The organism is Pseudoalteromonas sp. RW-H-Ap-1, assembly GCF_048318575.1.
In the GTDB taxonomy this organism is placed as follows: domain Bacteria; phylum Pseudomonadota; class Gammaproteobacteria; order Enterobacterales; family Alteromonadaceae; genus Pseudoalteromonas.
Genome location: NZ_CP166997.1, coordinates 181,157 through 194,203, shown reverse-complemented (window position 1 = coordinate 194,203; position 13,047 = coordinate 181,157). Strand labels below are relative to the sequence as shown.

Sequence of the window (13,047 nt, the reverse complement as noted above, 5' to 3'; positions counted from 1 at the left end):
TTTTAACATAATTACTTTGTTACTTGTTCTAAATATAAACGGTCTACCAGAAAGTCATACTCACGTTTTCGTGGATGTGATAACGGTTTTTCGTAACTCGGCAGTTGGCCATACTTAACATCGGGTTGTGGGTTTACAAGAATAAAAGGTAAGGCCGCACTAACATGATAACGATTTTGAGCCGTGTATCTAACATTAACTTGTGGGCTAACTCGGGTAGGGCGCCTAATTCGTAATTTTTCTTTTTCACCTAGACTGGCAACACGAACTTGTTCTTGAGCAACCAATGATTGCCATTTTTGCTGATCAATCATTCTTGGGTTTTTATACCCAGCGGACTTTTCGAGCATTTCAAGAGCCATCTTTTTTGTGAGTGTTTTAGTGGCGTGTTTATGCATCCAAGTAAAACGAACTGAAAAAGGGGATTCGCTTTCGCTATGAATTTTACGATAAGCGGCAAGCGTAATTAAATTTGGCATAGCATTATGTACGGCTTCAAATCGAGCATCGTTATTGTCTATCGCCAAAATACAATTTTTAAATGCCGCTTTTGCATTATTAACTTGAGCAATCCGATCAATAATAGCTTGTTTATTAGCGTCTTGTATAATTAATAAACCAGGGTGGCGCTTTAATACGCGACTACTCAGACCAGGCTTTTTATACATATCAGAAAAAGAATTTAAAATAGCCTTATGTGCCAGTTCCCCTGTAATTTTAGATACTGTAATCGACTCGGGAATTATATTTTCATCTATACTGCTTATTTCTGGCAGTTGATAGTATTCAGCTTTAGCAAACCCATATTCTTTAAGCTCCTCAATCAGCCTAAGCGTTAACTCATTGAGTAAATCAAACTGACTTCTAATTTGTACCTTTGTAACCATAACACCACCAAGAACACATCTTACTATTTAACTATTTTCGCAAATAACCTTTTGCTTTGGTAGTTGTTTCTTAAATATTACTCTATCGTTAAGATTAACATCAAGTGAAATAAAGTATGATGTGTTCTTAATTGTTGGTATGATCATTTTAATAGTAATATTTTCTAACTTACTAATAGTTATATATAAACGCAGTATGAAGGAGTGGGTATAAACCAGCAGAACTACTCAGCTAGCATATATATTTGAAACTACATAACTGACGGCTGATATATTTAATTTTACTGTAAAGTTAAGAATACATATAGTTGATTTAAGTATGATGTGTTCCTTGTGTTAACATTATCTTATACAGCTTAGCTAAGTGGCTGCAAGCAAAGCTTAATAAATACCACTCTTACTATTTATCCTATTGTTTTTTAATGCATTAGTGTTCTTTATTTATATATTTATTATCAATAAAATAGTTAAATCATAGATAATAATCCTATTTAAATTTAACTAATAACTAAATAATTGGTAAATAGTCGATTTAGTCCTTGAACAAAGCCCTCTGCATACGTTAATTTCAATACATCAGGTAATAGGAATGAGGAATGAACATGCAATCGTGGAACCCAAATAGTTGGAGAGAACTGCCAATACTGCAGCAGCCACAGTACCCAGATCAAGACATATTAAAATCTGTTGAAGGCCAGCTTAAAAGCGCACCGCCTTTAGTGTTTGCAGAAGAGACTAGAAGTTTGTTTAAACAACTTGAAGATGTGTGTGAAGGCCGCGCATTTTTACTTCAAGGTGGTGACTGCGCAGAATCATTTAGTGACTTTAACGCTGCAAATATTCGCGATACATTTAAGACCATTTTACAAATGGCTGTAGTACTAACCTATGGCGGTAAATGCCCAGTTGTAAAAATTGCACGTATGGCAGGTCAATACGCTAAGCCACGCTCAGCCGACTTAGAAACAATAGACGGTGTTTCGTTACCATCTTACCGTGGTGATATAGTAAATAACTTTGAGTTTACTGAAGAAGCGCGTATTCCAGACCCTCAGCGTTTAATGACCGCGTATCATCACAGTGCGGCAACACTCAACCTACTACGTGCTTTTGCACAAGGTGGGCTTGCTGACTTACATCAGGTTAACCGTTGGAACATGGGCTTTGTTGCTGCTAATCCACAAAAAGCAAAATACCAACAGCTGGCAGATAAAATTCAAGACGCTTTAGAATTCATGGAAGTATGTGGTATTAATTCAACTATAGCGCCAAGCTTAAAAGAAACAGATTTATACACATCACACGAAGCGTTATTGCTAGGCTATGAAGAGGCATTAACCCGTAGAGACCATTTATCAGGTGACTGGTACGATTGTTCAGCGCACTTTGTTTGGATTGGTGAGCGCACACGTCAGTTAGACCATGCTCATATTGACTTCTTTAAGGGCATTAAAAATCCAATAGGCGTTAAAGTTGGCCCAGGTATGGAGCCAGATGAGCTTATCCGTTTAATTGATGCACTAAACCCAGATAACATTCCTGGCAGGTTAACGCTCATTACACGAATGGGTGCAGATGTATTACCAGAGAAGCTACCAGCGCTTGTTCGCAAAGTACAGCAAGAAGGGCGTAAGGTAATTTGGAGCTCAGATCCAATGCATGGCAATACAGAGAAAGCCAGCTCAGGTTATAAAACTCGCAGCTTTGATAACATTATGCGCGAAATTAGTCAGTTCTTCGCTGTTCACAAAGCTGAAAGCTCATACGCAGGTGGTGTTCATTTAGAAATGACCGGACAACATGTTACTGAATGTACCGGTGGTGCATACGGACTATCAGATGATGACTTAGCGCAGCGTTACAAAACTCAATGTGACCCTCGCTTAAATGCCGATCAAGTATTAGAGCTTGGCTTTTTAGTTGCAGACCTTTTAAAAGATGCTCGCAAGTAATACGCCTTCTTAATATGTTAAAAGCCGCTATTATTTAGCGGCTTTTTTGTGTGCTGTGTGTGATTACATGCTTAAATCACATGTTAGTTTGTTAGTACTTACGACGCTCAAGACCTGTATCAGAAATGATTTTTGCTGAGATCTCTTCAACCGAATGGTGGGTAGAATTTAAATGAGCAATTTTATGTTTTTTATAGAGCATTTCTACTTCGCGCACTTCAATACGACACTGTCTAATTGATGCATATTTTGAGTTTGCCATTCGTCTATCTCTAATCGCAGCCAGTCTCTCAGGGTCTATAGTTAAACCAAACAGTTTATGCTTATAAGGCACTAAGCACTTGGGTAACCCTTCGCTTTCTAAATCATCTTCTGTGATCGGATAGTTGGCCGCTTTAATACCGTATTGCAGGGCTAAATAGAGGCTTGTTGGCGTTTTACCGCTTCGACTAACGCCAACTAAAATAATATCAGCCTCAGCAAAGTTTTTAATATTACCGCCGTCGTCATTCATTAAAGCATAGTTAACTGCATCAATTCTAAAGTCATAACTTTTTTCGTGTATTGAATGGGTTCTATGTACTTTAGGTACTGGGGCAACGTTTAATTCACTTTCAATTTTTTCACTATAGGTTGTTAAAAAGTCATACGAGACAGCATCTGCAGAGCGAATAATTTCCGATAATTTATGATTCACAAAAGTAAAAAACACTAGAGGCTTCTCACCTTGCTTAGACGATGTGGCGTTAATAAGCGCTTTGATTTCATGCGCTTTTTCTTCGGTTTCTACAAAAGGAATTGTTTTATGATTAAATTCGACAGGAAATAAAGACAAGGTCGCATGACCAAACACTTCAGATGTGATTGCCGTACCATCTGAAATATAAAACGCAGTTCTCATAAAGCCTCTTTTTTATTACATTTAATTTTAAAATAAGTGTATCACGGTTTACGTGAGGACGTTTGCCAGTGTAGAATGGGGGCGACCTTTATAAAAGGTTTTCTTTCTTAACTCTCACAGTTAGTACTACAATTTGTTTTTTGGAGAAAGATCCGTGCAAGAATACGTTCTCTGGTATCAAGAGCTTGGTATGCAAGATGTTCCTCGAGTTGGTGGTAAAAATGCCTCACTTGGTGAAATGATTTCAAACTTAGCTAACGCAGGTGTGCAAGTCCCAGGTGGTTTTGCTACTACCTCAGACGCTTTTAACGAGTTTTTAGAACAATCAGGACTCAACGCAAAAATTCACGACATTTTAGATACTCTTGATGTTGATGATGTAAACACACTCGCCAAAGTCGGCGCCGATATCCGTCAGTGGATTATCGATACCCCATTCCAACCTAGTCTAGATAAAGCAATCCGCGATGCATATAGCCAACTTCATGGTGACGCTTCTGCAGATGTTTCATTTGCTGTTCGTTCATCAGCTACTGCTGAAGATATGCCAGACGCCTCGTTTGCAGGCCAACAAGAAACGTTCTTAAACGTTGTTGGTATTGATTCTGTAATGACTGCTATTAAACACGTATTCGCTTCGTTATTTAACGACCGCGCTATTTCTTATCGTGTTCACCAAGGCTACGATCACCGTGGTGTAGCGTTATCAGCGGGTATTCAACGCATGGTACGCTCTGATAAATCAGCATCAGGTGTTATGTTCAGTATTGATACTGAATCGGGCTTTGAAGATGTAGTGTTTATCACATCAAGCTATGGTTTGGGTGAAATGGTTGTACAGGGTGCGGTTAACCCTGATGAATTTTATGTTCATAAACCAACGCTACTTAAAAACAAGCCAGCTGTAGTACGTCGTAACATTGGCTCTAAAGCCATTCAAATGATTTACTCTCAAGACAAAGCTCATGGCAAACAAGTAGAAATTGTTGACGTAGACTCAGCACTTTCAAACAAATTTTCGATTACAGATGAAGAAGTGCAAGATCTTGCCAAACAAGCTGTAATCATTGAAAAACATTACGGTCGTCCAATGGACATCGAATGGGCAAAAGATGGTAACGATGGCAAACTATATATAGTTCAAGCGCGTCCAGAAACTGTTCGCTCAAACGAAGACACAAACGTAATGGAACGCTTCCAACTAAATGGCAGCAGCAATGTTGTTGTTGAAGGCCGTGCAATTGGTCATAAAATTGGTAGTGGTGTTGTACGTGTACTTGACTCAATCAAAGAGATGGACCAAGTACAAGTAGGTGACATATTAGTTACCGACATGACAGACCCAGACTGGGAACCTATTATGAAACGCGCGGCTGCGATTGTTACAAATCGTGGTGGTCGTACATGTCATGCTGCAATCATTGCACGTGAGTTAGGTATTCCAGCCGTTGTTGGTTGTGGTAATGCAACAGACTTAATTAAAGCTGGTCAAGAAGTTACTGTATCATGCGCCGAAGGCGATACTGGTTTCATCTACGAAGGTATTTTAGACTTTGAAGTACTTACTTCACGTGTTGACGAAATGCCTGAACTTCCAATGAAAGTAATGATGAACGTTGGTAACCCAGATCGCGCATTCGATTTTGCACGTTTACCACATTCAGGTGTAGGCCTTGCGCGCGTTGAGTTTATCATCAACCGTATGATTGGCGTTCACCCTAAAGCGTTATTAAATTTTGATGCACAAACAGATGCATTAAAAGCAGAAATCACAGACATGATTGCCGGTTACGAATCACCTGTTGAATTCTACATAGGTAAACTAGTTGAAGGTATTTCTACCTTAGGTTGTGCGTTTGCACCAGAGCGCGTAATTGTTCGTATGTCTGATTTTAAATCAAACGAATATGCTAACTTAGTGGGCGGCCAGCAATACGAGCCAGAAGAAGAAAACCCAATGATTGGTTTCCGTGGCGCTGCACGTTATATCTCTGAAGACTTCCGTGATTGTTTTGCACTTGAGTGTGAAGCAATAAAACGCGTAAGAAACAGCATGGATATGACCAACATCGAAATCATGATCCCATTCGTACGTACCCTTGAAGAAGGTAAACGCGTTATTGAATTACTTGAAGAACATGGCCTTAAACGTGGCGAAAATGGTCTTAAAGTAATCATGATGTGTGAGCTTCCGTCAAACGCATTAATGGCTGAAGAATTTTTAGAATACTTTGATGGTTTCTCTATCGGTTCTAACGATTTAACTCAGTTAACGCTTGGTCTTGACCGCGATTCAGGTTTAATTGCTCACCTATTTGATGAGCGTGACCCTGCAATCAAAAAGCTACTTTCTATGGCAATTAAAACAGCCAAAGAGAAAGGTAAATATGTAGGTATTTGTGGTCAAGGTCCTTCAGATCATGAAGACTTTGCAGCATGGTTAGTAGAGCAGGGCATTGACTCTGTTTCGCTAAACCCAGATACAGTACTAGAAACATGGTTATACTTAGCAGACAAACTTGCTAAGTAAGTTACCTCGTTAAAAAATGCCAGCAACTGCTGGCATTTTTTATGACTAAAAATTAATTTTTTGCTAATTTTTTATCTAAATAGGCACACGAGCGAGTCAGTGCTTTTTGGCACCATGTTAAATACCCTCGAGCTTTAGGGTAATACATAGAAAAGCAGAATAAGCCTGCAATAAAAAATATTAACGATGGCCCTGGCACCACAGCAAACAATAATCCGAGTAAAATAAACAGTGTGCCGCTGATCTGCATTAGTAGTTTTTTCATATAAACCTCATAGTAGGCGTTTAACTTGATTATAATTGCAGCTGCTCATATATCGATAAAAAGAGTGTTACAAACTGTAAAATCTTCAATTTCTATTAGCCATCGCCATGATATAATTATACAAATGCATTAATAAGCGCCGCCATGATAGCAACTATTACACAACAAGATGCCGCGACCGAGCTCGTCGCAAATTATTTAAATACTATAAAAAATCAAGGATTTACTGGAGATACAGACGCAAGTTATGCAACCAGACTCACAGCATCAACTGATAACAGTATTTACCAGCAGCTTCCGCAAGGTGTTATTTTTCCTAAAAGCGAAAAAGACATTCAAGTTGCTCTGCAAATAGCATCGCAAGACCCTTTTTTATCGTTAACTTTTGGTCCTCGCGGTGGCGGCACAGGAACAAATGGTCAATCTTTAACGCCTGGTATTGTGGTTGATTTATCACGTTATATGCGTGAAATCCTCGAGATAAACGTTAAAGAAGGTTGGGTACGAGTTCAAACCGGTGTGATAAAAGATCAACTTAACGACTTTTTAAAACCGTATGGATTTTTCTTTTCACCCGATTTATCTACTAGTAACCGCGCCACTATTGGCGGCATGATCAGTACTGATGCATCGGGGCAAGGCTCCTTAGTTTATGGCAAAACCAGCGACCATGTTTTAGGGCTAACCACCTATTTAGTTGATGGCACTGCAATGTCTACCAGTCCAATAGACATTGAAAAAGCAAAAATAATTGCCGATCAGGAATCCTTAATTGGCAAACTCTACAAAACAGTATTAGACATATCACTTAATGAACGCGGCGCTATATTAGCCAAATTTCCACGGTTAAATAGATTTTTAACCGGTTATGACCTAGAACATGTGCTAAGTGAAGACTTACAAACTTTTGATATGAGCCGCTTAATAACAGGATCAGAAGGCTCTTTAGGCATAGTTACTGAAGCAAAATTAAACCTAACACCTATCGCAGAATTTAAAACCCTCATAAATATAAAATACGACAGTTTTGATTCTGCGCTTCGCCATTCACCATTTTTAGTTGATGCCCGCGCAACTTCAGTTGAAACTGTTGACAGCAAAGTATTAAATCTTGCTCGTGAAGATATTATTTGGCATTCAGTATCGGACTTAATAACTGATGTACCAAATAAAGATATGCAAGGACTCAACATGGTTGAGTTTAATGCCGTATCACCAGAAGACATAAAAGACAAAGTAGACACATTATGTAAATTATTAGATGAGTGTGTAGCTAATCAAACTAATGGCGTTATTGGCTATCAGTTGACCAGCGATAAAAGCGATATATTAAAAATTTATGCAATGCGTAAAAAATCAGTGGGTTTACTAGGCAATGTAAAAGGCAGCCAAAAACCTCTCGCGTTTGCAGAAGACACCGCCGTCCCGCCAGAAAATTTAGCCGATTATATTGTTGAATTTAGAGCGCTACTCGATAGCCATAATTTACAGTACGGTATGTTTGGTCATGTTGATGCTGGCGTTTTACATGTTAGGCCGGCACTGGATATGTGCGACCCAGAACAAGAAAAATTACTGCGCACTATTTCAGATGAAGTAGTAAAACTCACTGCAAAATACGGTGGTTTGATGTGGGGCGAGCACGGTAAAGGCTATAGAAGTGAATACGGTCCTGAATTTTTTGGTGAGCATTTATTTACGCAATTACGAAAAATAAAATCGGCGTTTGATCCAAATAATAAAATCAACCCCGGAAAAATATGTACCCCGTTTGAAAGTGAAGACTTACTAGTTAGCGTTGATGGGCAAAAGCGTTCTTACTTCGACAAGCAAATTTCAATTGATGTTAAGACCAGTTTCAACAATGCACTGACCTGTAATGGTAACGGCTTGTGTTTTAATTATGATGAAAGCTCGCCAATGTGCCCATCGTACAAAGTGACTGGTGATCGCCGTAATTCGCCAAAAGGTCGAGCAGGGCTAATGCGTGAATGGTTACGTCTTCAAGAGTCAAAAGATGTTAATTTACTTGAGGTAGAAAAAGAACTTAACAAAGGTGAAGTTATTACTTGGTGGGAGCGTTTTGTTCATAGCAGAGAGAAAAAACAAGGCGTTTACGATTTTTCGCATGAAGTAAAAGCCTCAATGGATGAATGTTTAGCGTGTAAAGCGTGTACTACGGCTTGCCCAATAAAAGTAGATGTGCCAACTTTCCGTGCCCGTTTTTTAAATTATTATCACAGTTATTATGCCCGCCCACTCAAAGATTACTTAGTGGGTAATATTGAAAACAGTGCACCGTTAATGGCAAAATTTGCTAGGGTTATTAATCCAATTGTAAAAACATCATTAGTTAGTAGTCTCATTAAAAAAACCGTAGGCTATGTTGATACCCCGCAGCTAAGTATTCCTGCACTCAACAAACGTGTAAACAAAGCGCAAAAATTTAATTTAGAATTACTTAAAAAACTAAGTGCCGATGAGCAAAATGATTATGTACTCATTGTTCAAGACCCATTCACCAGCTTTTACGAAGCAGAATTGGTTGAGAGTTTTATTACACTAATTACTCAGCTTGGAAAAAAACAATGCTGTTACCCTTTAAACCCAATGGGAAACCTCAGCACGTGAAAGGTTTTTTGCATGAATTTAAGCTAACGGCAAAAAATGCTGCAGAGTTTTTAAATCAGCTTAATGATATTAATGCGCCGCTAGTTGGTTTAGATGCGTCGTTAGTGATGTGTTATCGCGATGAATATAATACAATTTTAGAAAATAACCGTGGCGATTTTAATGTGCAACTTGCGCATGAATGGTTAGAAACACAATCGTTCAGTGCTTTAGAAGCTAAACAAATAAATACTGAATTTACCTTATTAAGTCACTGTACCGAAACGACTGCATTACCAAAAGCCGCAAGTGTGTGGAAAAATATTTTTGATCAGCTTGGTTTAACATTAAACACCACAAGTACTGGGTGTTGTGGTATGGCCGGCACTTATGGTCATGAAGCACAAAACCAAGCAAACTCAAAAGCACTTTATGAAATGAGTTGGAAACCTATCGTTGATAAAAATAAACCTGAACAACTTTTATCAACTGGCTTTTCATGTCGTAGCCAAGTAAAACGTTATGAAAAATTTAAGCCTAAGCATCCAATAGAGTTACTGGCAAAAGTGCTTAGTTAATAATTTAATTAAGTAAGCTGTAAAATATAAAGGCGCAACTTATCATTAAGTTGCGCTTTTTTATTTTTGTTTATATTTATTTAGTTTTTTTAGCAAAACTATCTGCAATGGGTTTTGTACTGATACCATGAATAAATACACTAAATAATATTGTGGTCATTGCTATGGTCGCAATTTGAAATTTATTTTCTATTTGTGTATCGATAACCATTAAAGTAAATACAATCGAAGCCAATCCTCGCGGCCCAAACCAAGCAAACGTTAAACGCTCTTTTATTTTTAATGACGTAAATTGTAGTGACAACATAACAGGAATTATTCTAATCAGTGTTGTACTAAGTAGCGCATAAATTATTATTTCTGTATTTAATTTCGGTATCACTAAATAAGCACAAACAAATCCAAATAAACACCAAATCATTAAAGAGGAAAAGTCAGCTATATGCTCTGAGTCTTCAATCAGCTCTTTGTTTATTGTGGTGCTAGCGTATTTATCAAATAAAAGCCCCGCTACAAATACGGCAATAAATCCACTGCCATGAAAATATTGCGTAAGTGAAAATACAGCCATAGCAAAGCCCAATAGTAAAAACGGACTAGTGTTTTGGGCAAAGTAATGTCGCTTCATTGCAAAGTTTGAACACGGAATAAATAAAGCAATACTTGCAAATGCAATTAATAATGCAACTCCCAACTCTCTAGCAAATACACTTAACGTTTGTGTTGCAGTAATCGCGGACTCAGGATTTTTTGCAAGCAGAATAAATATTAAAAATATAGGCACACATAAGCCATCGTTTAAACCGCTTTCTGTATTAATACCTTCGCGTATTTTTTCAGGAACTTTTGTATTACTTAATAATCCCTTACTTAAAGCCGCATCGGTTGGGGTTAATATAATTGCGATAAGTGCTGCTTGAATTAGTGAAAGCTCAGCAAATAAAAATAACGCGGTTACAATCCCGAGTAATAAAGTTAATGGTAAGGCAACAAATAAAAGTAAACTTGGGTATTGAAAACTATGCCTTAATACTCCTAGTTTTGACTTTGCCGCATCGGTAAACAAAAAGATACTGAGCGTTAATTCTATAAAGGGTAGTAAATACCGTAAGCCATTTTTAAAATTTTCACTTTCGTTTGGGGCTATAAATGCTAGCATTATCCCCCCTATAACAAAAAACATCGGCCCGGTAATTTCTGTTTTTTCTAATTGGCGTAGTGTTATAGAATAAATTAAAAATAATGCACCAATAAAAGCAATAACTAAGTATTCCATTAAATCTTCCTTTTTATTCCAGACTTTGCCCGTTCTTTAATATTTGTTTGAATATATATTTGATCAGTTGTGGCTATTTTTGCGTGGCCTAAATCTTCAGATAAATGTTTTAAAGGTCGAGTTTGTGCGTCATGCGTTGCACCGGTATGTCGAAGCCAATGTGCAGTGGCCGCTTCTAATTGTTCCGCGTCATCTTTAAACCCATCATCAAGTAATGACTGCTGAGCAATATCAAAACTTTGTTGTACTAAACGTCGAATTTGTCTTACTGTCATACCACCTTGGCCACGAATTTTATGCACTAACGGGTCGGATTCGTCAACACGGGGCAGGGCAGGTAAACCACGGTATAACCGGTAACGTTTTAAATACTCAAGGAAATCATCGCTTAAAGTTACATCTCGTAATTTATTACCTTTACCCATTATACGTAAAAACCAAAAGCCATCGTTATCTTGCCAAAAATGAGACATAACAGGTGACCATTGTGGACGCTCTGATAATTCTGATATACGTAAATATAATCCTTTTAAACAGGCGAGGGTAAATAGGTTTCTTTCATACTCTGGTTTTTGTTCACACAGATCACGCGTTACACCAAATACGTATTCCCATTGAATATCGCTTAATGTATCGGGAATTTGTATTTGTGATTGCACAACCAAGTAGGGACTATTTTTCTTAACTACAGGTACAAAGTTAGCGAAAGTTTTTTCTTCTAAAATAGCGAACTTGTAAAATACATTAAGGGCAGTAAACATAGCGGATAATGTTTGCTGACTCGCAATAGATTCTTTTTGCATGAAAGGGCGCCAATTTTGATTTAACCGACGCACTCCTTGCTCATCTTTATAGCGCCACTGCACCGAAGTAGATGCCCACTTTTTATCCGGCTCGACCATAAAATCAACATAGGCTTCGATATCATCGCGCTTTAAATCGAATACTGATTTTTCAGCTATAAGCCATGACCATAAATAAAAACGTTCTAATTCATTGCGAAAACGACTATATGTTGCTTCGGATTTTCGGCCATAAACATATAAAAACTGGTATAAAAAATTAAGATCGGCCTTTGATTCAGTTACAGTCAAGCTGACTTGCTGTATAAAAGAGGCTAGTTCTGGATATTCTGATTGGAGTGTATTATCTTCAAGATGAGCTATTTGATAACGTAATTGTTTTAATGTATCGACCAGAGCAACAAGCATAATAGTAAAATATATAAGAAAATAATAGACTTATAGATTAACCTTAAAGTCCGATACTGTCTAGTATTGGACATAACGAAATTTTGATATTTATGCTAAATGCAGATTTATTAACCATATACCTTATTAAAGGAAAAATCATGAAAAAATTACTTCTGTTAAGCATGTTAGTAATTAGCGTTTTATTAACAGGTTGCGCTACTACAGGCAGTGCTTCTCCTGGAGAAAAACGTGCTTTAGTACAAAGTATGAAATCGAATACATTAACTGCTCTTTATGCTAAAAAACCAGATGTTAAAACCCAAATTGCCAATTCAGCCGGTTATGCCGTTTTTGATAATGCCAATGTAAATGTCATTTTAGCCAGTTTTGGTGGCGGGTATGGTGTAGTAAAAAATAACCTAACTGGTAAGTCGACCTATATGAACATGGGTGAAGCTGGTTTAGGCTTAGGTTTAGGTGTTAAAGATTTTAATATTGTGATGGTTTTTCACGATCAAGCTGCGTTAAATAGATTTATTAAACATGGTTGGGCGTTCGGTGGTAATGCCGATGCTGCTGCAAAATACCAAGATAAAGGTAGTGCTTTGGTTGCCGAAGCCATTGCAGACCAAGTTACTGTGTATTCTTTAACCGAAAGTGGCCTTGCACTGCAAGCCATTTTAAAAGGCACTAAATTTTGGGTAGATTCTGAGCTAAACTAAGCGACCAAAACCCTATCATAAGTGGGCTAGTTTGTATGATTACGCCCACTTTAATTTAAATGATTAAATTTAACATAACGTAATTTATAGGTGGTTAACTATCAGCTATCAGCTATCAGCTATCAGCTAAAAT

The 13,047-nt window shown here is 37.7% G+C and carries 8 protein-coding genes and 1 pseudogene; 4 read left to right on the top strand and 5 right to left on the bottom strand.

The window, feature by feature from the left end; genetic code table 11:
• Positions 1 to 11: 11 nt before the first annotated feature.
• Positions 12 to 887: a DNA replication terminus site-binding protein gene (locus tag AB8618_RS17335; RefSeq protein ID WP_413403332.1), complete on the bottom strand. Its 876-nt coding sequence runs from the start codon at positions 885 to 887 to the stop codon at positions 12 to 14.
• Positions 888 to 1,489: 602 nt separating this feature from the next.
• Between AB8618_RS17335 and AB8618_RS17330 the strand changes: the two genes are divergently transcribed.
• Entirely contained in the window at positions 1,490 to 2,839 is a 1,350-nt protein-coding gene (locus AB8618_RS17330) for a class II 3-deoxy-7-phosphoheptulonate synthase (RefSeq protein ID WP_413403574.1), read from the top strand.
• Between the two features lie 91 nt (positions 2,840 to 2,930).
• On the opposite strand, the gene AB8618_RS17325 is transcribed toward AB8618_RS17330, so the two are convergent.
• Entirely contained in the window at positions 2,931 to 3,740 is an 810-nt protein-coding gene (locus AB8618_RS17325; protein WP_008108730.1) for a pyruvate, water dikinase regulatory protein, read from the bottom strand.
• A gap of 154 nt (positions 3,741 to 3,894) precedes the next feature.
• On the opposite strand from AB8618_RS17325, the gene ppsA reads away from it, so the two are divergent.
• On the top strand, positions 3,895 to 6,270 hold the full coding sequence (gene ppsA, locus AB8618_RS17320) for a phosphoenolpyruvate synthase (RefSeq protein WP_008108727.1): 2,376 nt from the start codon (positions 3,895 to 3,897) through the stop codon (positions 6,268 to 6,270).
• Between the two features lie 52 nt (positions 6,271 to 6,322).
• Here the strand turns inward: ppsA and AB8618_RS17315 are convergent, their stop codons facing one another.
• Positions 6,323 to 6,535, bottom strand: a complete 213-nt coding sequence (locus tag AB8618_RS17315; protein ID WP_008108725.1) for a PGPGW domain-containing protein — start codon at positions 6,533 to 6,535, stop codon at positions 6,323 to 6,325.
• Positions 6,536 to 6,679: 144 nt separating this feature from the next.
• Between AB8618_RS17315 and AB8618_RS17310 the strand changes: the two are divergent.
• Positions 6,680 to 9,723, top strand: a pseudogene (locus AB8618_RS17310) (FAD-binding and (Fe-S)-binding domain-containing protein).
• Positions 9,724 to 9,799: 76 nt separating this feature from the next.
• On the opposite strand, the gene AB8618_RS17305 reads toward AB8618_RS17310, so the two are convergent.
• Together AB8618_RS17305 and AB8618_RS17300 are read right to left on the bottom strand one after the other, a co-directional pair.
• Complete coding sequence (locus AB8618_RS17305; RefSeq protein ID WP_413403327.1) at positions 9,800 to 10,999, bottom strand: cation:proton antiporter; 1,200 nt, start codon at positions 10,997 to 10,999, stop codon at positions 9,800 to 9,802.
• Positions 10,999 to 12,210, bottom strand: coding sequence for a tyrosine-type recombinase/integrase (locus AB8618_RS17300; RefSeq protein WP_413403325.1), 1,212 nt, complete (start codon positions 12,208 to 12,210; stop codon positions 10,999 to 11,001). Before AB8618_RS17300 ends, AB8618_RS17305 begins: the two co-directional genes overlap by 1 nt.
• A 140-nt stretch (positions 12,211 to 12,350) precedes the next feature.
• On the opposite strand from AB8618_RS17300, the gene AB8618_RS17295 reads away from it, so the two are divergent.
• The gene (locus AB8618_RS17295) at positions 12,351 to 12,914 is read left to right on the top strand and encodes a YSC84-related protein (protein ID WP_413403323.1); all 564 of its coding nucleotides are present in this window, start codon (positions 12,351 to 12,353) and stop codon (positions 12,912 to 12,914) included.
• Positions 12,915 to 13,047: the final 133 nt, after the last annotated feature.